The 24941-nt window shown below is 32.1% G+C and carries 19 protein-coding genes; 14 read left to right on the forward strand and 5 right to left on the reverse strand.

The annotated features are described in order from the left end of the window. Positions 1–84: 84 nt before the first annotated feature. The 9 genes from DMZ43_RS05950 to DMZ43_RS05990 all read left to right on the forward strand — a co-directional run bounded on the left by DMZ43_RS05950 (position 85) and on the right by DMZ43_RS05990 (position 9265). The gene (locus DMZ43_RS05950; protein ID WP_131506664.1) at positions 85–1413 is read left to right on the forward strand and encodes a TolC family protein; all 1329 of its coding nucleotides are present in this window, start codon (positions 85–87) and stop codon (positions 1411–1413) included. A gap of 11 nt (positions 1414–1424) precedes the next feature. Next, entirely contained in the window at positions 1425–2660 is a 1236-nt protein-coding gene (locus tag DMZ43_RS05955) for an efflux RND transporter periplasmic adaptor subunit (protein ID WP_131506665.1), read from the forward strand. Positions 2661–2666: 6 nt separating this feature from the next. Beyond that, the gene (locus tag DMZ43_RS05960; RefSeq protein ID WP_131506666.1) at positions 2667–3416 is read left to right on the forward strand and encodes an ABC transporter ATP-binding protein; all 750 of its coding nucleotides are present in this window, start codon (positions 2667–2669) and stop codon (positions 3414–3416) included. Next, a complete protein-coding gene (locus tag DMZ43_RS05965; RefSeq protein ID WP_131506667.1) occupies positions 3413–4633 on the forward strand; it encodes an ABC transporter permease in 1221 nt (406 codons plus the stop codon). Before DMZ43_RS05960 ends, DMZ43_RS05965 begins: the two co-directional genes overlap by 4 nt. 309 nt (positions 4634–4942) lie before the next feature. Next, a complete protein-coding gene (locus DMZ43_RS05970) occupies positions 4943–6196 on the forward strand; it encodes an arylsulfotransferase family protein (RefSeq protein WP_131507211.1) in 1254 nt (417 codons plus the stop codon). 145 nt (positions 6197–6341) lie between these two features. Beyond that, positions 6342–6740: a DoxX family protein gene (locus DMZ43_RS05975; protein WP_187347844.1), complete on the forward strand. Its 399-nt coding sequence runs from the start codon at positions 6342–6344 to the stop codon at positions 6738–6740. A gap of 15 nt (positions 6741–6755) precedes the next feature. Further along, complete coding sequence (locus DMZ43_RS05980; protein WP_131506669.1) at positions 6756–7787, forward strand: sensor histidine kinase; 1032 nt, start codon at positions 6756–6758, stop codon at positions 7785–7787. 3 nt (positions 7788–7790) lie between these two features. Then, positions 7791–8531 carry a LytTR family DNA-binding domain-containing protein gene (locus DMZ43_RS05985; protein WP_131506670.1) on the forward strand — a complete coding sequence of 247 codons (741 nt, stop codon included), beginning with the start codon at positions 7791–7793 and terminating at the stop codon, positions 8529–8531. Between the two features lie 161 nt (positions 8532–8692). Beyond that, positions 8693–9265, forward strand: a complete 573-nt coding sequence (locus DMZ43_RS05990; protein WP_131506671.1) for a DUF6515 family protein — start codon at positions 8693–8695, stop codon at positions 9263–9265. A gap of 93 nt (positions 9266–9358) precedes the next feature. Here DMZ43_RS05990 and DMZ43_RS05995 read toward each other — a convergent pair whose 3' ends face one another. Next, positions 9359–13198, reverse strand: a complete 3840-nt coding sequence (locus tag DMZ43_RS05995) for a T9SS type A sorting domain-containing protein (protein ID WP_131506672.1) — start codon at positions 13196–13198, stop codon at positions 9359–9361. Positions 13199–13684: 486 nt separating this feature from the next. Between DMZ43_RS05995 and DMZ43_RS06000 the strand changes: the two genes are divergently transcribed. The 5 genes from DMZ43_RS06000 to DMZ43_RS06020 all read left to right on the forward strand — a co-directional run bounded on the left by DMZ43_RS06000 (position 13685) and on the right by DMZ43_RS06020 (position 20389). Further along, the gene (locus DMZ43_RS06000; protein WP_131506673.1) at positions 13685–13966 is read left to right on the forward strand and encodes an HNH endonuclease; all 282 of its coding nucleotides are present in this window, start codon (positions 13685–13687) and stop codon (positions 13964–13966) included. A gap of 209 nt (positions 13967–14175) precedes the next feature. After that, positions 14176–15288: a metallophosphoesterase gene (locus DMZ43_RS06005; protein WP_131506674.1), complete on the forward strand. Its 1113-nt coding sequence runs from the start codon at positions 14176–14178 to the stop codon at positions 15286–15288. Continuing rightward, a complete protein-coding gene (locus DMZ43_RS06010; RefSeq protein ID WP_131506675.1) occupies positions 15289–18852 on the forward strand; it encodes an NACHT domain-containing NTPase in 3564 nt (1187 codons plus the stop codon). Positions 18853–19151: 299 nt separating this feature from the next. Further along, complete coding sequence (locus DMZ43_RS06015) at positions 19152–19523, forward strand: hypothetical protein (protein ID WP_131506676.1); 372 nt, start codon at positions 19152–19154, stop codon at positions 19521–19523. 227 nt (positions 19524–19750) lie between these two features. After that, positions 19751–20389, forward strand: coding sequence for a DUF6266 family protein (locus DMZ43_RS06020; protein WP_131506677.1), 639 nt, complete (start codon positions 19751–19753; stop codon positions 20387–20389). A 181-nt stretch (positions 20390–20570) separates the two neighbouring features. Here DMZ43_RS06020 and DMZ43_RS06025 read toward each other — a convergent pair whose 3' ends face one another. The 4 genes from DMZ43_RS06025 to DMZ43_RS06040 all read right to left on the reverse strand — a co-directional run bounded on the left by DMZ43_RS06025 (position 20571) and on the right by DMZ43_RS06040 (position 24925). Then, positions 20571–22385, reverse strand: a complete 1815-nt coding sequence (locus tag DMZ43_RS06025; protein ID WP_131506678.1) for a CocE/NonD family hydrolase — start codon at positions 22383–22385, stop codon at positions 20571–20573. Positions 22386–22400: 15 nt separating this feature from the next. Continuing rightward, on the reverse strand, positions 22401–23012 hold the full coding sequence (locus DMZ43_RS06030) for a hypothetical protein (protein WP_131506679.1): 612 nt from the start codon (positions 23010–23012) through the stop codon (positions 22401–22403). A gap of 118 nt (positions 23013–23130) precedes the next feature. Continuing rightward, on the reverse strand, positions 23131–23853 hold the full coding sequence (locus DMZ43_RS06035) for a LytTR family DNA-binding domain-containing protein (RefSeq protein WP_131506680.1): 723 nt from the start codon (positions 23851–23853) through the stop codon (positions 23131–23133). Then, entirely contained in the window at positions 23840–24925 is a 1086-nt protein-coding gene (locus DMZ43_RS06040) for a sensor histidine kinase (RefSeq protein WP_131506681.1), read from the reverse strand. Before DMZ43_RS06040 ends, DMZ43_RS06035 begins: the two co-directional genes overlap by 14 nt. Between the last annotated feature and the right edge of the window lie 16 nt (positions 24926–24941).

Raw genomic sequence — 24941 nt, forward strand, 5'->3', positions numbered from 1 at the left:
GTCAATTCTCTTAACTGTCTATTACACTTTATTAAGATAGCTGTTTGTTTCACTTTTGATGTGTAAATTAAAAATACAGGTTAAATGAAACGACTTCAAATACTATTAATGCTCTTTTTAGTTCACGTAGGGTTTTCGCAAACTAATGACCTAACAACTAAAAAAATATGGACACTACAAGACTGTATTAATTATGCTGTAGAGAACAATATTTCAATTAAAGATGCTACTTTAAACAAATCTCAAGCAGATGTTAATTATCTTGAAGCTAAATCTTCAAGATTACCAAACCTAACAGCTTCAGCATCTCAAAGTTTCACAAACGGTAACTCTATAGACCCAATCACTAGTGATTATGTAAGTGATCAAATTCACAGCACAAATGTTAGTTTAAACAGTAGCGTAACCTTATTTCAAGGTAATCAAATTAATAATCAAATAAGTCAAAATGCTTTATTAATAAGCCAAAGTCATTTTTTAGAAGAAGAAGCCAAAAATAGCATCATACTAAGTGTTTTAGAAAATTATCTTCAAATTTTACACGCTAAAGAGGGAATAACCATTGCAGAAAATAATTTAAAGTCTACTGAGCAAGAAGTGAAACGAGCTAAAGCTAGATTAGATGCAGGAACTATAGCACTAAGCGATTATACAGAAGCTCAAAGTCAAGCCTCAACCAATAAGTATGCATTAATAAATGCCAAAAACACATATCAACAATACGTTATTGCTTTAAAACAATTACTTGAGCTAAACCCTACTCAAGATATTGAAATTGAACCATTAGACAATGACATGGAATACTCTTCCATATTGTTAGACAAACATGTTATATACAATAAAGCTCTAGGTATTATGCCAGAAGTAAATGCTAGTAATATTGCTATTGAAGCTAGCGAAAAAGATTTAGACATTGCAAAAGGTGGTTATCTTCCAACACTGTCTTTAACTTCTAGTCTTGGTACAGGATATACTAGTATAGATAGCAACACTTTTTCAGATCAATTTAATGTGAATTTTAATCAACGAATTGGTTTATCGTTAAACATTCCTATTTTCAATAGAAACAAAACCAAAGCTGCAGTAAAAACGGCTAAAATCAATATTGAAAAAGCAGAAATAGCAAAGCAAAGTACAGAAAAGGAAATTTACCTTAAAGTAGAAACTGCCTATCAAAATGCTCTATCTGCTCAAGAACAATTAGTAGCAGCAGAATCTTCTATGGAAGCTGCTAAACAATCTTATGAATTGGCACAAAAAAAATACGAATTAGGCGGATTAAGCACTACAGATTTGGTCATAAGTCAAAACACATATACTAGTGCGCAACAAGACTATTTACAAGCAAAATATTTAAACATACTTTATCATCAATTACTAGAATTTTATCAAGGAAACGCTATCACACTTTAATTATAAAAGAAATGAAAAGAAATAAAAAAACACTCATAGCAGGTATCTCAGTAGCCATAATTGCACTGGTACTTTATAACATTTTTAAACCAAGCGAAACTGTTTTGGTAGAAGCTAAAACTATCGAAGCTACTACTGGCAATGTAACCACATTAGTAACTGCAACAGGTACTATTGAGCCAATAACACAAGTCGATGTTGGTACACAAGTTTCTGGTGTGGTAGAAAAAATATATGTAGACTATAACAGTGAGGTTAAAGAAGGTCAATTAATTGCAGAGCTAGACAAAACTAATCTTAAAGCAAAAGTTATACAAGCTCAAGCTAATTATGACAACGCTTTGAGTCAAAAAAATTATACCGAGTCTATATTCAACAGACAGAAAACACTCTATGACAATAAAGTAATCAGTAAAGCAGATTATGACGACGCGCTGTATAGCTTTCAAACAGCAAAAGGTACTGTAACACAACGATATTCTGAGCTTCAAACAGCAAAAACAGATTTAGGCTATGCTAATATCTATTCACCTATTGATGGTGTGGTGTTATCTAGAGATATAGACGAAGGGCAAACCGTTGCAGCAAGTTATAGTACACCAACACTGTTTACCATTGCACAAGATTTAAAGGAAATGCAAGTAGAAGCTGATGTGGATGAAGCCGATATAGGCAATGTAAAAGAAGGACAGCGCGTAACCTTTACAGTAGATGCATACATTGGTGAAACCTTTGAAGGCGAAGTAACACAAGTTCGTCTTAATCCTACCACAACATCCAATGTGGTAACATATACTGTAGTAATAAAAGCTCACAATTCAGATTTAAAATTAAAACCAGGATTAACAGCTACTATTTCTATATATACTTTAGAGTTAAAAGAGGTGTTAACAACTGAAGCTAAAGCAGTAAACTTCAAACCTGATCCAGCAATAATGGCTCAATATTTAGAGCAAAATAACTTAACAATGCCAGAGCGTTCTCAAAATGGTGGTCCAAGAAACAACAAAGAACAACCAAATGAAGAAACCACAATGCTTTGGGTATTAAATAGTGATAAATCCATAACACCAAAACCTGTAAAATTAGGCGCAAGTGATGGTGTTAATGTGCAGATATTAGAAGGTGTTTCTATAGGTGAACAATTAGTATATAGCTTAAAAGGCGGAAACGCAGCAACATCAGGAGCACCACAAGGTTCTAATGAGAGTCCGTTTATGCCAAAACCACCTGGAGCAAAAAAATAAAACATCATGGCTAAAGAAACGATTAAAATAGAAAATTTGAAGCGCCAATTTACCATGGGCTCAGAAACGGTTCATGCGTTAAAAGGCATTTCATTCACCATTGAGGAAGGCGAATTTGTTACCATAATGGGCTCTAGTGGTTCTGGTAAAAGTACCATGTTAAATATTCTAGGTTGTTTAGATCAACCCTCTTCTGGTAATTATGAAATTGATGGAGTAAAGGTAAAAGATTTATCTAAAAACGAATTGGCAACCATTAGAAACGAAAAGATAGGATTCATCTTTCAATCGTATAATTTATTAGCGCGAACAAGTGCTATAGAAAATGTAGAATTACCCTTATTATATAATAGCAAAGTAACTTCTGAAGAGCGAAGGAAACGAGCAATTAACGCCTTAGAGATGGTTGGTTTGGGCGACAGATTGTTTCATACTCCTTCGCAACTTTCAGGAGGACAACAGCAACGAGTAGCTATTGCAAGGTCTTTGGTTAACAATCCTGTCATGATTTTGGCAGATGAAGCCACAGGAAACTTAGACACCAGAACATCGTACGAAATTATGACCTTGTTTCAAGAGCTCAATAAAAAAGGGATTACCATCACCTTCGTAACACACGAGCCTGATATTGCTACTTTTAGTGGTAGGACCATTGTTTTAAAAGATGGCGAAATAATGCAAGATTATAAAAATCATAAGGTACAATCTGCTGCAGATCAACTCGCAAAATTACCTTTAGAAAATCATTTATCATGAGACTATTAAATCTACTAAAAATAGCCTATAAAGCTATTATTTTAAATAAAATGAGAACCTTACTTACAATGCTGGGTATTATCATTGGTGTAGCCTCGGTAATTGCTATGTTAGCCATTGGTGAAGGTTCTAAAGAGAGCATTCGCACTACAATTTCAAGTATGGGCTCTAATATGATTACCATAAGACCTGGTGCAGATGATAGAGGTCCTGCAAGAGGAAGTGGCGGAAATGTACAAACCCTTACTTTAGAGGATTACAACGTAATTAAAGAAAAGGTAGATTTATTATCAAACAGTACACCTGTTGTAAACAGTAGTGGACAAGTAATTAACGGTTCTAACAACTGGCCGAGTAGCATTTATGGTGTGTATCCAGAATACTTAGACATTAAAGTGGTCGGTTTACAAAGCGGAAGTATGTTTACTGACGCCGAAGTAAACACAGCATCGAAAGTAGCACTTATTGGACAAACGGTTGTAGATAATGTATTTCCTAATGGTGAAGAACCTGTCGGACAAATGATTCGTTTTAACAACATACCGTTTAAAGTGATTGGTGTGTTAGAAGAAAAAGGCGAAAACACCTTTGGACAAGACCAAGATGATATTGTAATAGCACCATTTACAACCGTTCAAAAACGTATTCTGGCTATCGATTACCTCAACCAAATTATGGCATCTGCAGTTAGTGAAGATGATGCACCAGAAGCTGTAGAAATTATTACCGAAATTTTAAGAGAACAGCACAAATTACAAGATTTTGAAGATGATGATTTTACAGTACGTTCTATGGAAGAATTAATTTCAACATTTAGTTCTACCAGTGAAATGCTAACCGTGTTGCTAGTTGCAGTTGCCGGAATTTCACTATTAATTGGTGGTATTGGTATTATGAATATAATGTATGTCTCTGTAAAAGAACGTACTAAAGAAATTGGTTTGCGTATGGCTGTTGGCGGAAAAGGTTCAGACATCTTAATGCAGTTTTTAATAGAAGCCATTTTAATAAGTATCACAGGTGGTGTTTTAGGTGTAGCTTTAGGTTTAGGTGCCACAGTTTTTATTGAAAATTTCTTAAACTGGCCAACAAGTGTTGCGCTATATTCAATAATAATTTCCTTTGCAGTTTGTGCAATAACTGGTATCTTTTTTGGATGGTATCCAGCAAGAAAAGCTTCGGCTTTAGACCCAATAACAGCATTGCGCTACGAGTAATAAACTATAAAACTTCAAAATAGAATGAAAACAAAATGTCTTTCCTAAACAAGCTATATTTTTTATGATTAGGACTGATTTTTAATAATAAATAATTGAGTTAGTTAAAGAGAGTCATCCAATTCCATTGGGTTGACTCTTTTTTTGTTTTACCTTTTTTGCGCTAACACAAAACACTCAATCTCTAAAATATATTTTTTAGTAGATAAAATTAGCCTAAACGTAGATTTGTATTTCTCGTTATTATTTTCTGCAGTTAATTTATTTCATAATCAAACACAGAAAAATATGAATTATTTAGCACAGAGAATGAAAACAAACACGTACAGCAAAGTTTTAGTTCTATGTTCCATACTCTTAACTATTATGGGATGTAGCGATGATGACACAAACGAAATCTCTAATGATGATAGCACAGGTGAGATTGAAGGTATTGACACTAACTCCTACATTATGGTTGTTGACACTAATTTTAACAGTGTTTTTTTAATTAATCATGATGGTGACGAGCTATTTGAATGGGATTTTACAGGAGAACAATTAGGTAATGATGCAGAACTGCAGGATGATGGAAGCTTAATTGTAGAGTTAAAAACAAACAACTCTAACATTTCGTTTGGTGGTTATGGTGGAAAGTTTAGAAAAATAAATGCAGACCAGAGTACAGATTGGGAAGTGTCATATTCTGGATCTAGCTATAGAGCACATCATGATTTTGATTATCTATCTAACGGAAATATTATTTTTCTTGTATGGGAAGAAGTTACAGCAACAGAAGCTGAGCAAATGGGATTTTCAGCTAATAATGCTATTTATCCAGAAGCAATCGTAGAGCTAAATCCAGAAACCAATGAAGTGGTTTGGGAATGGCATGCTAAAGAACATTTAATTCAAGATTACGATAGTACTAAAGACAATTATGGCGTAGTTGCTAATAATCCAAACAAAATAAACATCAATTACAATAGTAGTCAATCTGATGGTGATATAATGCATGCAAATGGTATCACTGTAGATGAAACTAATGATTTAATATACGTCACAGTGAATTATTATAATGAAGTTTGGGTAATAGATCATAGCACAACAACTACCGAAGCTGCTTCAGACACTGGAGGAAACTATGGTTTAGGTGGCGATTTGGTATATCGTTTTGGTAATCCAGACACTTATGACAACACTGGGACAATAACATTAAATCGTGTACACTACCCAAACTTATTAGACACCGGAAACATGCTAGTATATTCTAATAATATTTACAATGGTCAATCTGCTGTAATCGAATACGAACTTAATCCTCCTTATCAATTAGTTGCAGGACAAGACAATGAACCAACTGTTACATGGGAATTTACTGACACTGATCTTTATAGCCTAACAACAAGTAGTGCTGGAAGAATGAGTAATGGAAACACCTTAATTGGAGAAGGTACAGCAGGAACAATTTGGGAAGTCAATGAAAGTGGAGAAGTGTTATGGAAAAATAGTAACTATAATTCTATTTGGAGAACCTATCCTATAGATATAGACTCACCTGCAACCACAGCATTAGGATTATAAATATAGATTCTTTAGAATTTGTAAACAATATTGCTTAATAAACGTATTAAAACATCAATAATATGTATATTTTACAATGGAATCTACTGAGGAAGCAGATTCCATTGTAAAATAAGAAACTAGCAGATAAAAAAATATAGAAATAATGAAAAAAAACACCAATTTAGGCTTACTAATCCTAAGGGTAACAGTCGCTAGCTTAATGCTTTTCCATGGTATCGCAAAATTAGGCCATTTAGATGGTATAAAAGGGATGTTAAGCACCAATGATTTGCCAGAGTTTATGGCTTATGGCGCTTACATTACAGAAATAATTGCACCATTAATTATACTAATTGGATATAGAACAAGACTAGCGTCTTTAGTATTTTTTGTTGGAATGTTATTTATTATTTTTCTTGCTCATACTAATGATATTTTTTCGATTTCAGACAAAGGAGCGCTTCAAAACGAATTAATTTATTTCTACACGTTTGGTTCGGTAGCATTATTTTTTACTGGAGCTGGAAAATATGCAATATCTTCGAAAAATAATTGGGACTAATACCCATCTTTATTTATGGATAAAAACAATAAAATAACTCTATTTGCTCATGTACTAGTTTGGCTGGTACTATTTAGCATGCCTTATATTCTTTCATATGGGCAAGAGCAAGATATTAATAGAATAATTGCGCATTTTTGGATTCCGATATTCTTTTATGCTATCATTTTCTACACTAATTTTTTTATTTTAATTGATAAGTATTTGTTCAAAAAGGAAACTCTTCTTTTTATACTTATTAATGTCTTAATAATTGCTGTATGTATTACGGCTAAAGAACAGATAGAAAGCACTATTTTTTCAGATTTAGGTCGTCCAAAAAACAATGATGGTAAAGGTCCACCATTAAAAATGATGATTTATGTGCAAATGTTTTCTTATTTAGCACCTTTATTATTCTCAATAGCGGTAAAAACGACCAAGCGCTGGGTAAAAACCGAAGCTGAGCGTAAGGAAGCTGCTAATTTTAAATTACAATCCGAGTTACAACATTTACATTATCAGTTACAACCACATTTCTTTTTTAATTCATTAAACAACATCTATGCATTGGTAGATATTTCGCCAGAGCAGGCTAAAACTTCTATTCATAGTTTAAGTAAGCTAATGAGATATATGTTGTACGAAACTAAAGAGGAAAAAGTGGCACTAAACAAGGAAATAGAATTTATGACCAAGTATATAGAGTTAATGAAGCTACGTGTTTCGGAAAAAACTCTTGTGAATTTTAGTTTTCCAAAAGATGGAAGTCATATTAAAATAGCTCCTTTACTGTTTATTTCATTAATAGAGAATGCTTTTAAGCATGGCGTTTCTGCCAATCAAGACAGTAAAATTGAAATTTTAATGACTTTAGAAGGTGATAAGGTTATATTCAAAACGAAAAACAACAATTTCCCCAAAAACACTCAAGACAAAAGTGGTTCGGGCATTGGATTACAAAATCTAGAAAAACGTTTACAACTTTTATACGCAGGTAAACATAAATTTAACACTAAGATCGAAAACAACCTTTTTATCGTAAATTTAGAATTAGAAACCATTTAAAATATGAGTAGCTTAAAAATATCTTGCATTGCTGTAGATGACGAGCCTATGGCTTTAAATTTAGTTGAAAGCTATATTGAAAAAACACCATTCTTAGAACTCAAAACCAAATGCAGTAGCGCTATTGAGGCAATGCAATACATTAATGAACACCCTGTAGACCTACTGTTTTTGGATATACAAATGCCTGATTTAACCGGAATAGAGTTCTCAAAAATGCTCCCAAAAAATACTCGAGTAATTTTCACAACTGCTTTTGATCATTATGCCTTAGACGGTTTTAAAGTAGATGCTATAGATTACTTGTTAAAACCCTTTGATTATGCCGAATTTTTAACCGCAGCTAACAAAGCGTTAAAATGGTTTGAATTGTTAAATGGAAAAACCAAACAGCCTGAAATCGTCTCTAAGGAAAAAGAATTTTTATTTGTAAAATCAGAATACAAACAACTACGTATTAAACTTGCTGATGTATTGTATTTTGAAGGCTTAAAAGACTACATTAAAATTTGGTTAAAAGACGAACCTAAGCCAATTCTAACCTTAATGAGTTTAAAATCTTTAGAACAAGAATTACCAGAAACTCAATTTATGCGTGTACATCGTTCCTTTATTGTGTCTTTAAATAATATTGATGTTATTGAGCGTAGCCAAATTATTATCAACAAACAGCGCATTACTGTATCTGAACAATACAAGACTAAATTCCTAGAGTTTATAAATAACAACTCCTTAAACTTATAACCATATTAGTTGTTAAGTCTATAAAATTACCTCATTTGTAGATACAACTAACCATTACTTCTATTTCATTCGTTTTAAACCTGTGTTCAAACTACATTTACTCTATAATCGTAAATACCTATTTACTACGAGAGCAACGTTTAATTAAAAACTAATGTATTATGAAATCACTGTTTAAAAAAAGCATGTTACCTCTAGTACTGGTAATAGCAGTATCAACATCTTATAGTCAAACGCGAAGAAGTACAATTAATGAAAATAGCAGAACTTCAACTAGTACAAGAATTTCAAGTTCTAGAGTGACTTATAAAAAAGAAAAGACAAAAGTTGAATCGGTAAGAACTATACCTAATAGAACTGTTTTAAAGCATAATGGACAAAGCTATTATTATGATAACAACAAGTATTATACACTCTCAAGAGGTCGTTATATTGTAATTGCTCCAAAAGTAGGTTTTAAAATAAAAGTATTACCTACTAACCATAAACGTATCAGCCATAGAGGGTTTAATTATTATTATGCTAACGGTATATTTTATGTTCACTTAAACAATGAATATGAAGTGGTTGACCCAGAAGTAGGAACCATTGTAAGTGAATTACCTTCTGGTTATGAAAAGGTAGTAATTGACGGTCTTACATACTATGAATATGCAAATATTTTATACGAAAAGATACAAGTCAATGGTACTAGAGCTTATGAAGTTGTGGGTATTATAGATATAGCTTCTTAGAAGATTTTTTTATTAAGATTGGTTAGTTTTTTTAAAAAAAAGCCAGTTAGTTTATTAATTTCTAACTGGCTTTTTATGTATTCAAGTTTTTTATTACTTCTTAACAATCTTCATTGCAATGTTTAACTCTGGGATATTTAAAATATAAATACCTGATGCTAATGCCGACATATTGCCTATGGTTATTCTACCATTAGTTAATGTCATTTCTTTACTGTACACTGTAGTTCCTAATAGGTTTACTATTTGAACTCTAGATTGGACCGAAGTTGGTAAGCTAATTACTAAATTCAATTCGTTATTAAATGGAAGTGGAAATACTTTCACTTTACTTGTATTAGCGGTTAGGTCTTCAACACTAAGTGTAGGTCCTTGGTTACCTGGTGAACCAATAGCAGGTTCTCCCATATCGTTACCAGCTGTAGCAACTGGAGCGTAAGGTGCTTCTCCAATAATACTAAAACCTCCTTTTTCAACATCATAAGACTGTCCTGGGTAAGCTGCAGTATCAGGATATGCTTCGGCATCAACAATAGTTCCTACAGTTAAAGGATTTCCAATCCATAGTGTTACCATATCACCACCACCAGAAAGACCAGCACCAGCGTATGTACCTATTTGCACATCAGTAAGGTTATAAACTCCTCCCCAAACAGCAATAAAGTTAGCTGTATCAGCAGCATCGATAGCTACAACAGACTCTCCTGGTTGTATTGAAGTAATACCACTTATTAATACAGCAGAAGCAGGATCTTGTGAATCATCATCAAAATATAATCCGCCCAAAGTTGGTGTCCAAGCTACTGGTCCGTTATTAGTAATTTCAAACCAGTCAGCAGTAAGGTTACTACCATCACCATTCCCTGGCCATATTTCAGTAATGTTTAAGATTGGACCAACAGGTTTATTGTATGCGTTAGGTGTGTTGATCGCTTCTCCTTCAACAGGTGTACCATCAGTAAAGCCAACAAGACCTTCACCATCAAAGTCATTTCTCATCCAATCAGCAGTAGTATCAGTATCTACACCATTAGGAATACGAGAGGCACCACCAACTTGAAAACCAATACCATCAAAGTTTGGGTCTAAATCTAAAGCATATACTAAGTCAGTTGCTCCACCATCTGAACTTGCAATACCATCTACAATAGCATCCCAATACTCAACATCAATAATACCATCGTCATTAGTATCAATATCGTCACCAACGGTTCCTGTAAAGTTTTCAACTAATAATAAAGTTATTGTTCCGTTTTCAATAATGTTTGCTTGTAGAGGTGTAGTCCAAAATCCGTTTTCGTCAGTAGTTCCTAAAGTAAAAGTACCATCATCTATTAATCCTGTTGAACCACTATCACCTTCGATTTCTACAACAGTATATGCTGAGTAATCAGTGAAAGGATCTCCATAGATTTCAATATATTCAGCAGTATCTCCACCTGTGTGGTCAGCCACAAATTCATTGATAACAGGTGTATTAATCACTGGTTCAGTTACAGCTCCTAGTGTTACTGTATCACTTCTAAACTTTTTCCATTCAGCACGATGGTCTTTGTTTTCAGTTCCATCATTATAAATTACTGTAGCTCCTAAATCTACTAATAGCTTCACAGTATCAGTATCACCATCAGTACCCATAAAGGTTGAGCTTGGTAATGCTACTAAACCTTCAAAAGAACCACCTGTATTTAACGCTGATAAATCAGCACTTCTTAGTTCTGGTGTGTCCATTGCATTACCAGTCCAAGTGTATAATTTAAAGTCTGTTTGCACACTAAATGGTCCACCAATTAATATACATCCATCAGCACTACACTCCATGGTTCTTAAACTTCTTCCGTTTAAATCAATTAAAATAGGAGCTCCAAAAGTAGCAGAACCATCTGCCATTCCTGGTAAACTGGTAAAATTAGTAACAGGAATTACGATTGCTTTTCCTTCTGAAGTTGAACTACGCAATCCTAAATAAGCTGTTGTTGTACTGTTTGGAGCTAAAGCTAATGCTTCAATTTCTAATATTGTACTCAAACCAAAAAAGTTAGCACCTAAGCCATGAGTATTACTGGCATCCCAAGCTAATAAGTCGTTATGTAAACTCATGTATTTATCGCCATAGGTAAGGGTAGAAGTAGCACCTGTTCCTGATAGAGTAGTGGTGAATATTAGAGATCTATCTTCTTCTGAAGTAGACCCAATCCAATAGATTGTGCTTCCTAGTTGAAACGACCCTTCCAAATCGGCTTCTTCAGTAATACCAAGTGCAGTATTAAAATCTATTTCTTGAACTGGTAATCCTGAGTGATTTCCGTTATATAACCTTAAGGTTTGGTCTTCGTCATCACCAATCCAAATGTAATCGGCATCTATAGCAATACCTGTTGAACCATCAGACGCTCCTGTATGAAAACGACTTGTAGATGCTACTACAGAAGCTTCAGAAGCTGCATAACTAATAGTATAAGTTGCTGTATTCATATCAGTATCTTCAACAGTAACTGTAATAGTGGTAAACCCTAAAGCAATAGGACTGATGGTAAGTTGGCGTTCGCCATTAGTTCCTGTTAATACTAGATTGGTATTAGGTACTATAGCTTCGTCGCTGCTAGTTGCTGTTACTACTAAATCGGCTAGTGGAGTTTCGGCATCATCAATTATGAAAGGAATACCTATAGTACTAGCAGGATCGGTAGGATCATTAATTACACCACTTACATAACCAGCATTTGTTTGCGGAAGGTTTAAATACGATGTTAAACTAGCTGTATTTACTTCAATAGTAAGGCTTGAAGGTGCTAATGGACCCATATTACCAGGAGACCCAACAGCTGATTCATTCATATCATTAACAGCAGTAGCCACAGGTTCAAAAGGTAACTCACCAATAACACTAAAATCGCCTTTAGTAACGTCATAAGACTGACCAGGATTAAATTCGGTATCAGGATAGGCTTCAACATCTACAATAGTGCTTGCATCTACAGGAGCTCCAACACTCATAAATAGTGTTACAGCGTCTCCGCCACCACCAAGACCAGCACCAGAGTAGGTACCAATTTGAACATTTGTTAAGTTATAGTATACTCCCCAAACTGCGATAAACTCTGCAGTATCTGTATCGTCAATAGCTATTACAGCTTCACCAGGTTGAATACTAGTAATTCCGCTAATAAGCGCAGCATCTAAAGGGTCTTCAGAAACATCATCAAAGTAGAGGTCACCCATAGCAGGTGTCCAAGCAACATCACCAACATTGGTGATTTCAAACCAGTCGGCAGTAAGATTATCACCATCGCCATTTCCAGGCCATATTTCGGTGATTTGTAAATTTGGTAGAGCAGGACCCATATTACCAGGAGACCCAACAGCCGATTCATTCATATCATTACCAGCAGTAGCCACAGGTTCATAAGGTAACTCACCAATAACACTAAAGTCGCCTTTAGTAACGTCATAAGACTGACCAGGATTAAATTCGGTATCAGGATAGGCTTCAACATCTACAATAGTACTTGCATCCACAGGAGCTCCAACACTCATAAATAGTGTTACAGCGTCTCCGCCACCACCAAGACCAGCACCAGAGTAGGTACCAATTTGAACATTTGTTAAGTTGTAGTATGCTCCCCAAACAGCAATAAACTCTGCAGTATCTGTATCGTCAATAGCTATAACAGCCTCACCAGGTTGAATACTAGTAATTCCGCTAATAAGCGCAGCATCTAAAGGGTCTTCAGAAACATCATCAAAGTAAAGGTCACCCATAGCAGGTGTCCAAGCAACATCACCAACATTGGTGATTTCAAACCAGTCGGCAGTAAGATTATCACCATCGCCATTTCCAGGCCATATTTCAGTAATCTGTAAGGAAACCTGCGAGAAACCAGCAAAATAAGTTAATAACAGGGCACTAAAAAGTGTAATTTTTTTGTACATAATGTTTGTTTTGGATTAAATGCTGAAATTACTCGTGACATATTATTACAATTGTAACTAAACATTATGTATTGGTTAACTACAGAGATTTTAGAGTTAAATAATTGTTGTGTACTATATAATACACAATACTAATAGATTAAATGGCATTAGCAAGCTATAAGTTGTAGTTTGAAGTTTTTAGTAGTATTGATTAAGCAATGAATAGGTTGATACTATATAAAATTCTATTTTACATAATATAAATTATAAGACAATAGTAATATGTGTGAAATATAGCGGATAGAATCTTAAAATCTATTTTAGGGTTTATATCAACAGAAATTATGTAAAAGCTTTTTTTAAGTGCTATAAAGTTATATTTAGCGTATTTGATAAAATGTACGTAACGAAATGTTTTACGCGATTCTCGTGAACTCGTAAATTGTTTTGGCTAAAGTTTTATGAGGTCGTTTTATTTGCGAAACAATTTATTATCTTAATGACATGGAAAAGCTTTCACAATTAACAAATGATGATTTTAAAATGATTCTATTTGTGATTATAGCTGTTCTTGTCTATATCGTATTGTTAAAATATAAAAGAAACTTATGGGAGAAACAAAGAATAGCACGACGCGATTATTACAGAAACGTGTATTTAAAATCTGATGCATGGCAACGGAAACGCTATGTAGTTTTAAAACGTGATAACTGGAAATGTGTCTATTGTGGAAATCCTGCTACACAAGTGCATCACACAAGATATGCTAAGTATAATATTGGCTAAGAACCAATTAAATGGCTAGAATCTGTTTGTAAATCATGTCATGAAGATTTGCATTAGTTTTCTTTCCAAATACAATCATCCACTAGATAATTGTATTTGCATAACCTAAAATATGGTCGCTCCACTCTCCTATTGTTTTAGCCAAAATTTTATGAGGTCAAGTACCATTTTGAATATCAATTTTCTATATTTATGTTTTAATAAATTAAATGAGAATAGTTCATCTATCTGACATACATCTATCCAAAACCAACTATGATGAGTTTCATGATAATTATCGTGAGGCACTTATAAATGATCTTGCTGATTTTCATTCAACTAATAAAATTGATTTAATAGTAATTACAGGTGATTTGGTTGATAAAGGAGGACATTCTTTGATGGAAATGGAAGAGTTTAAGCTATTTAAATCTCCTTATGAAGTCTTTGAAAAGATATTTATAAAACCAATTTCTTCGATTCTTGGATTAGGAAATGAAAATTTTTTATTTATTCCAGGTAATCATGATATTGACGAGAATGGTATTCTTTGGGTTGATGAAAAATCAATGAAAGAAAAAATTAATAAGGAAACCATAAAACAACAACTAGAATTAAATAAATTGGGTTTCAATTCTTCAAATGATAGAATTAAATTATTTAAAGAGTTTGAGGAAGCTTTCCATAAGGACACAATTAATTATGAATATTCTAATAATGAATCTGTTTATATTTATAAATATGATTCTAATAAAAAAGTTGGTTTTATTTTAATTAATGATTCTTGGAGGTGTTCCACATGTAAATTAGAAGACAAAAAATTAAATAATCATTTTTTTGGGGCTAAACAGCTTTATTGGGCCATTCAAAAATTACATAGCCTAGACCTAAATCTTGATAGAATAATTTGTCTTTTTCATCACTCTGTTGATGATTTTACAGAAAAAAATGAAATAGTTAAATTTTTATTGAATAAGGATGTCGATTTGTTTTTATTTGGACATCATCATAGTATAAAATCGGAAAAGATATTTAATCCTGCTGGCAGTTGTTTTGGTTTTAGGGGAAGAGCAGCATTGAATAAGCCAGACGAGGAAATTGATAAATTTCAACCAGGATATCAGATAATTGATATTGATTTATTTTCTAATAGAATAAGAGAGATTCATCACAGAAAATATGTTTTTGAAAATCCACAATTTGTTTATGATACACAATCTGCTCCTCCAAAAGGAATAGATAATAATTCTTCTTATGGTGGAAATGGATATGAGTTTCCTCATAAAAAAAGTAAGTCAAATTATCTTGAAGAACTAAAAGTCGAAGATTTTAAAAGAGACTAGATGGAATTTTACGAAAAAAGATATATAACTAAATACGATGGTAGTGACATTACTTCATTTATTAATGATGAAAATGACATTACTTTAAGGGCTGGAATAATGTCTTATGATAAAATTATTCTTCTTGGCAATCCTGGAGTTGGTAAAACTACCGAGCTAAAAACACTCTTCAATTTACTTTGGAATGAAAAAGAAGAAACAGGAATTATTCCATTCTTCATTAGTTTAAAATATTATAAAAAGAATATTTCTTTTGAAACACTAATAAACAACGATAATTGGAAGAAATTTTCGCAGGTAATTTTTATTCTTGATGGACTTGATGAAATCGCTGATATTCAAGATTTTATAAGTGAATTTGAGAATTTCATATCTAAAAATAAAAATAGAAGTATAAAGTATGTCATTAGTTGTAGGACTAATATTTACAGTAAATATTTAGCTAAAATAACGGGTTTTCAACCTTTTATTTTAAAGTCTATTACGATTAATCAAGCTAAATCTATATTAGAAAATAGGTTTAACATAAGAAATGTTGACGAAAGATTTTTTGAAAATATTGACACTCCATTTTTTCTGAATCTCTTTGCGGAATATTATAAAGAAAATAGAAATATACCACAGAACAGTTCACAAATTTGGGAGTTATTTATAGATAAAGCTTTAGATAATCATAAAGCGAAAGTGATTAAACGTACAGTTCTTAATAAACCTAAGTCAATTAAGCTATTAAAGATTCTATCTTTGGTAAATGAACTAATGCAGAAAAATTATACAACTGATGAAGAGCTGTATGAAATAGTTGGTGATGAGTATGATGAGTTTATTGAAAATCCATTCATTATTAAAAATGAAGACTCGAATTACTGGAGTTTTGTGCATAGACAGATTCAAGAATATTTTGTGGCAAAATGTCTTGTAGATAAAGATTTCTCTGAAATTCTTGATTTTATTAAAATTGATGAAACACAATCAGTTCATCCTTCATTATTTAATTCATTGACTTTTTTACTAGATATAATGAATATTGACGACCCAGACTATATAGATTTATTAGAATGGATTAAAAACAATCAAATTGAATTATTATTTAAATCAGATTCAAACAGATTAAGTAAAAATATTAGAATAGAAGTTTTTCAGAAATATTTTCAAGAGGAATGTATTAATAAAACCTTATGGATTAGCACTAGAAGAACATTTGAAGTAAGTGAAATAGGAAATTTTGGGGATTGTAAAGAAAATTTTGATTATTTAATTAGTATAATTTCTAGATATAAAGAATACCATATAAGAGTATTATATTCTGCATTAAACTTGTTGAGCTTCTTTTCCGTTTCTTCTTTTCAAAGGAAAGAATTTAAATCATTTCTGATGAAATATTTAAAGTCAACTGATTTTCCAATAGGTGCAAAATCAGAAATTTTGAGAATAATTCAAAAGTTTAATTTGGTTCAAGATGACTCAACATATATGTCCACTATCTATGAACTTTTTAAAAATGAAACAAATAAGCAACTAAATAATAGCTTATTGTCTTTGATTCATGACGAAGAAAATATTGATATCTATAGACAATTTTTGAAGAATGAATTTTTAATGGCTAATGGCTATATCAAGCGAAAAGATGAAGATGAAGTAATTAGAGGTAACAGGTATATAATAAATAAACTAATATTAAGACTTTCAAACCCTAAAGACTTCTTGGACATATTTAGATATTACTTTAACAATGATGGCAAAGTATCTTATTATGATAATTTTGAAGATGAACTAATTGAAAAATGCTCAACATTTATTAAAGCAGATGAAACATTTATTACTGATCTATTGGGACAAATTAATGAGGACTATCGTTTTCATATGAATAGACAATTTTTATTTAAAATAATAAAAATTAGCAATGCTGAAGATGCGGCGCTGAATTATTTGATTGAAAATAATGAAATTGATAATATAAGATTTTTTCTAGCTGAATTAGTAAATGAAAATAATATTCATCAATTAGTTGAAATTTTATTAGAAAAAAAATTACCAAATCAAGAGATTGAATATTTCAGAAATAATATTGGAAATTCCAATAGTCGAGATTTAGCTGTAATGTTTAATGATTTAATGGAAATAAAAGGTGTTAATTTCAAAGAGCCAGTTTTTACAAATGAGAAGGCAATATTATATCAAATTAATTTCAAAAAACATATCCAAGACAATTTTGATATTCTATTTGATAAAGATAAATTACTAAATGAAATTAAAGCTGTTTTTAAAAATAATGACAATTCTATTACTGGAAATGATTTACATAAAATTAGAAGAGATTGGTATGATAAAAATGGTCATGCCAATGTCATAGACACTTCAATTAGTCTTATTGATAAATTTATTTATTCTAGAAATGACAATCCTACAACCTATAATGAAATAAAGAAAATTATTGATAGTGATGATTTTATTATTATTCAGAAAATTAGGCAAATTATTGAGCAGTATAAAAGTAACAATAGAGATTTCAGGATATCAAAAAAACAAATAGAAAGTATTGAAAAATGGGTTCTTAAAGAAGTACCACAAATAGACTTTAATGAAGTTGCTCATTCTTCAGGTGATTCTTCTTTTTATTATTTAAAAAACTATAAAAAATTAGAGACTATATTTTATTTTCAAAAGCTGTTTGGTTTTGAATTGCCACAAGATTTCTTGCTAAATAGTATTGAGTTTTATGAATTCGATAAATCTGGCGAAATAGATGAAAGTTTTGGTCATTTATATAATTTGATAAACAATAAGTCTTTGTTTGATAAACAAATTATAGAAAATATTAACTCAAAAGAATTAATTGGTTTATCAATGTCTAAACATATTAGTTATGCTCTATCTAATCAATTGGAAAAGACATTTCAATCAATACGAAAACACTTACTAAAAGGAAAATCAATTTTCCATGAAAGTAAAAAGCTAGAAGATTATGTGCAATACACTAATGATACTTCAATTCTAAAGGAGTTATGCGTTGATAATGAGAGTTATCAATTTTGGAGTTCAATTGAGATAATGTTAAAATTGAATATTAATATTTCTTTTTGCAAAGAGAAGGCTATTGAATATTTGGAAAGTGGAAAAGAAAGATATGCTATTAACGCATTAGATATCTTACTGAAGTTAAATGATTCTGAAGCCTTCAAATTTATCTTAAAAAATTTAAAGAAAGGATTTACTCCTTCTTTTCATGGTATGAAATACACTAGTTTTAATAACATTGATAACATTCAAGATTTAGTTGAATTATTTGATGTTATTTACAATAAAGAATTTGATAAATTCGAGTCTAGTTATTATAGAGACTTCTATAAAATGTTAATTACAAATCTTTCTATTAACGAAGAAGGTTTTGTGAAAGTACAAGCTGTCTTAAATGAGATTAAACAAACTTTAATAAAATCTAATTCTGACTTATTTTATATCAATTTGTTAATTGATGATTCTATTAATAGCCATATAAACTCAAAATCACAACCATATAGTCTCAAAACTGCAAAAGAAAAAGCCTTAAACTTAACATCTTAATATTCCTTTCCACACACATTTCACTACTCTCCTATCGTCGTTTCTTAAAAAGAGTGTTCCATTAACATCGTAAAGAAACCTTTGGAATAAAATTTTTTTCAGAAACTGTGGAAAGGACTTTCGCTTTTATCCAAAGCTCAAGTTACATAACGCGAGAACATTATAGCAAGTAAATCTATAAGTTGTATACGATTTATGTATTTTGAGAAAGAATATCCTATTTAAAAAAAATAAGTTTTTAAGTGTTACTTATAAAGTAATTTTTAATTTTGAGAATATTAAATTAAATCCTTCCAAAAATGAAATCATTAATAATATTGTCCTTTTTATTTGGCATTACTTTTAATTCTATTGCACAGGAGTCTTCAATTAAAAGAGAACTTGATAGTTTGAAAACAGTACATGCTGTTTGTGATATAACTTCTCAAATAGGAAAAAACATAAAAACACATGATAGTTTAAGTAAGATTCAAGAGAAATATAAAAGTCAATATTTAGACATTCAAAGTTTTAAAATAGGAAGAACAAAATTAGATAAAGAAAAGCAAATTAAAGAGATAAATACTTTAATTGAAAATAATGATAAAGCTATTATTGAGAATCGAGCTTTATATCATAGTTTACTAGAAAAATTAAAAGTTGCAGAAGAAAAAGTTAAACTTCTGAATTGATTTATTTTTTATAAATAAGCCATCTCTCCCACTCTCCTCCTACTTTCCTTCGAGGTTTCTTCGGTAAACACCTTATTTTACAAAGAAATCCCGAAGCATTCCCGAAGGATTCTCGAACTACTGTATCTTTAAAATAATGCATTTCATCGGTATTTTTATACATTTTATCGATATTTTGCATTTTTTTTACTACTTTAGTGATAGTCAATGTTTTAAATACAACTATTATGGGAACGTATAACAATGGTGTTTTGGGTAGTTTTTCTGGTAAGGTTGGTACTGTAGTAGGCAGCCAATGGCGTGGTAAACAAGTAATGCGCAGTGTACCAACAGCGTCCAAGAAGGCTCCAAGTGCAGCTCAACTGCAACAACGTGCTAAGTTTAGTTTTGCGCTTCGTTTTTTAAATCCTATTAAAGGGTTGCTTTCCATTACGTTTGGTGATAATACAGGTAGCAAAACGCCTTTTAACAATGCCTTGTCCTACCATCTTAAAGAGGCTATAACTGTTACCGATACAGGTTTTGAGCTGTTATACTCTAAAGTGCTGATTGGTATGGGAGGCTTGTGTGGCATCAGTAATGCTGTGGTTACCCACTCCAACCCTACTACGCTTTCATTAACATGGCAAAACAATAGTAACGAGGGTTTAGCCTACCCAAACGATAGCCTAATTGTTATAGCTTATGCACCACAATTGGAGGCTTTTGAGTTTTTTATTGAGTGTAGTCTTAGGGAACTTAGTCAATGTGAACTTGTGTTTCCTGAGCATTTTCAAGGACATACGTTACAGCTTTGGGCTACTTTTAATAATGCTACTAAGGTGTTAAGCGCAACGAGTACGTATTTGGGTGCTGTTGTTTTGTAAGGGATGGTTAAGTAGTGTTAATTGTTCTACCCTTCGACAGGCTCAGGGTGACATTGGGTAAATAAAATAGAGACCCTTCGACAGGCTCAGGGTGACAAGACCTGTGTAAGATTGCTTCGTTGCACTCGCAATGACATTGAGGAAAGATGTTGCGTCGTGGCTTGATCAAGACTATTTAAAATCAATGTTTATGTATAGGAATGTTAATATAGCTATCGTTATACCACTTTATTGTTAAAGGTTCTTTAGCATCTTTAATGGTTTCGTCGCTTACGTCTTTTCCTGTACCATAGTTTATTTGCGAAAAAGGATGTTTTATTCCATTAACAAGAACAACTATTCGACTCCCTTTTTTTAACATCTTACTCGTCATTCTAAAATTACTAATAGGTATTGCGGTCTTTTCATTTGGTGCTAACAAGTTTCTGTTTTCAATGTCTTTAGACATACTTGCTCTGGTTGTAAATGGCAGTGTTAAACTAAAAAATTGGCCGTCAGCGGTTTGTTCATAAAGCAACACATTACAATCAAAATCCTTTTTATTGATAGACAGATTTAAAACGCCACTTATCGCTCCTGTAAGCTCTGTATCTTCTTCAAAAGGTTCTGTTGCAAACGAGAAGCCTTGACCTACCGTTAAGGTATTTGATACAAGGTTACGATTACCACTTAAATTCCAAGAGAATTGACTACGATCAGACATATCAATTGTTTGTTCAATATAACTTGAGGCATCAGCAGTATGAGTTAAACTAAAGTGTTCGTTTACACCTAGATTTCCTGTGTCATAAGTCGACTTAAACGCTACACCAGAACGTTCCTGACTTAAATACACCTTTAAAGTATCTGTAGCCATTTTATCTAATGAAGCTGCATGTTTCCAAGTATTGGTGCCCATGACTTGATAATTGATTTTATCCTTTAACAAAGCAGGTTTATTAACACCTTTAAAAATGTAATCAAACCATTGAAAGATGATGGCTTTAATATCTATTTGAGCTACTGGGTCTATATCATAACCCAGAATGTGTTTTTCTGGATGCTCTTGCGCTCCAAAATGTGAATAAGGTCCTATTAAAAGGTACTGCTCAGCATTGGTATGATATTGATAATGGGATTTTAAATAGTGCATTGTTCCAAATTGTCCTCCATCATAATATCCTGTAGTACTTAAGATAGGTATATCTATTTTAGCAAAATCTGTTTTGTTATACAGTGTCATACCTTTCCAGTAATTGTCAAATGTTGGATGTTTCAGTTTTTCATTGAATCCTGGATTTGGAAGACCATCTAAACTATCTAAACGTTTATAAGCAACACCTTTTTTATACCAATTTAAATATAACTCATTCCAGCGTTTGCCATTATAATATGAAGTGGTATCGAGGGTTTTGTTATTGGTCACATAATGCCACCAAGGATAGTGAAAGTTAAAATAAACACCATTTTCCATAGGTTCAGCAATACCAGGAGCCGCAGCTACTGAAGGTACAATAGTTTTTAAAGCTGGATGTACTTTTTCTTTCATTGAAGCCCATTGTACAAAGCCAGCATAACTACCACCATACATACCCACTTTGGCATTGCTCCACTCTTGCTTTGCAATCCAATCAATAACATCGTACACATCGTTACCCTCATGTACATAAGGTGTTATTGAATTTGGACTTAAATGTTTTCCTCGAGTGTATGATACCACACCTACATAGCCTTTATCAGCTGCTTCATAAGCTCTATTGATGTCATCTTTACGCGTATATATGGTATGGAATAGTATGGTTGGCTGTGGTTTTGTTTCAGCTTTACTCCTAACAATTATAGCAGATATTTTTGCACCATCTCTAGTGGTGATTAACACAGAGTCTTGTACCAAATATGCTTTACCTTCTCTATTTACAGTTCTAGGTTCTTGTTGCGCTTCGGTTATTGAATTACAAGCAACCAACACTAATAGCAGTAAAAATATTGTACCCTTTAATAGTTTAAATACTTTCATTTAATTGTATTGGTTTTATTTTGAATACTCAATTAACTCTTCGGTATAAGAAAAACCGTCTTGTACTTGGGTCATTTTTATAAAGTTCTTGATTTTTGGAGCATACAACCATACTTCATCTGTTTTGGCACTATAGCCTCTTGAATTAGAAATGGTTCCTTTATAGGTTATGGTGTAAGCCATAAATGTCCCTGCTCCCACTGTTTCTTCTTTAAAGGATAATACTTCTACATCCTGACTTTGTTTTCCTGTAGTACCATCTTGACTAGTCCAGTCTTTTTCATAGGTCCATGTTTTACCAACTTCCAAAGGCCATTTATATCTTGGTGTTTCACTGTCTTCAGGCTTTACAAAATCAGAGACTAAAACGGTATCCTTGTCTATAGTCATTCCTAATTCGCCATTAAAATTAACAATGGCTCTAGTATCTGTTCCATCAGATCGTACTTCGCCTTCATCAGTAACGCCTTTGTATTTCCATACCCATTTTTCTCCCAAGTTATAATCAGATAGTATAGGTTGATTAGTGACTGTTGTTTCTGGATTGTTTTTGCAAGATGTTAGAAGCAATACTATTATAGCTACTACTAATTTTGCCAAAAATTTTTGAACTGTAAAAGGTTTCATAATGTTCGTTTTTAATGATTTACAATACAAATTAAGGGCAGGTTTTACATTTATAAAACAAAAAGTACAGGAGCGTAACATAACAGCATTGAACGTCAAAAATTGGCGTCATTTATATTTAAAGACTATTCCAATTCCTAAACTTAACAGATTGACGACTAGACACATCGATTATTTCTCCCGAAGTTAATTTAATTTGCAATCTATTATTAAAGTGCGGATAAATCTCCTGTATATAGTGTATGTTAATAATTTGACTTCTATTGGCTCTAAAAAATACGTTAGGGTCTAATTTTTCTTCTAAAAGATTTAATGAACGTTTAATCATTGCTTTTTGAGTTCCAAAATATAAACGTGCGTAATTTTCGAGCGATTCAATGTAGCGAATATCAGACAGAGGAATGAAGTGACATTGTTCACCATCTTTGATAAAAATTTTGCGATGCATTGGGAATACCTCAGGAGTGGTCTTTCTTTTCTTAAAAAGTTCTTGTTTTACCTTTTCTATAGTTTTAGCAAAACGTTCTTCGCGCAAGGGTTTCACCAAATAATCTAATGCGTTTAATTCGAAAGCTTTTACTGCATACTGATCATAAGCTGTAGTAAACACAACCTCTGGTACAGTCCCAAGTTCTTCTAATAAATCAAAACCAGACTTTTCAGGCATATGAATGTCTAAGAAAATAATGTCTGGTGCTTCAGTCTCAATAATTTGGATGGCTTCATCTACATGCGATGCCTCTCCAACAACCTGAAATTCTTTGTGTGGCTTTAAAGTACGCTTTAACTCTTCTCTCGCTAAACGCTCATCGTCTATTATAATGGTTTTAAATGTCTTCATTGGTTGTTAAAGGTAAAATTATCTTAGCCTCTACTGTATTTGCGTCAATCTCTGTTAAGTGAAATGAAGCTTTGGTTTTATATTGAATTTCTAATCTTTCTTTTAAATTTTTAAGGCCTACACCTTTAGAATGCTTTGAAGTTATTTTACCTGGGTTTTGTACACTGATTATAATCTGTTCTTCATTTTTTACAATCACTAAATTAATAACACCTCCCTTAATTAGCTTATCTATGCCATGTTTAATAGCATTTTCTATTAATAGCTGAATACTTAATGTTGGTATTTTAACTTGCTCTAAACTATCGTCTAAAGTGCTATGTAATGATAAACGCTCTTCAAATCGTAATTTTTCTAATTCAATATAATCATTTACTAAGGCTAACTCATCCTTTATTGAAATTAAATCTTTATCCTTTTCATATAAAGATGAACGTAACAAATCTGATAATAGGTCTATAGCTCTTCTTGCTTTACTTGGATTTTCTTCTATTAGGGACTTGATTGAGTTTAATGAATTAAATAAAAAATGTGGATTTAATTGAGCCGATAGATTATCTAATTGAATTTGTTTTGAAAGTATAGAGAGTTGTGCATTTTCTCTAGCAGTAGCAACCTCTTTTTGGTAATAATGGTATAAGTGATATGCTAAAATCCATATTGACATCAAACGTAAACCAGTAAGTAAAATTGGGTCCCAATATACAAGAGCTGTCCAAAACTCTTTTTGCTCTCCTGCAATGACAGTCCAATAAAGATACCATTTAATATTGTTTAGCAACACATATAATACTGACAATATAATAATGCTTGGTACTACTCTATAAAGTAATTTTTTAAGAGGCAGTTGATTCCATTGTTTATGTAAAGCAAAGCGCCTGTAACAATGCGTTAAAAATATACCAATAGCAATATCTAACACATAATTCAACAAGGTGTAAAACGCTCCGTAGTTATCGCGTGTATACACAGTATATGCCCAATAGATAGAAACAATACTCCATCCTAACAATTGACATGTCCAATAAAGGGATGCTTTACTCTTATTATATACTTTATGACTAGTACTCATTTGTTAACAAAAAAAG

It is taken from the genome of Meridianimaribacter sp. CL38 (assembly GCF_004328055.1).
Lineage (GTDB): Bacteria > Bacteroidota > Bacteroidia > Flavobacteriales > Flavobacteriaceae > Gaetbulibacter_B > Gaetbulibacter_B jejuensis.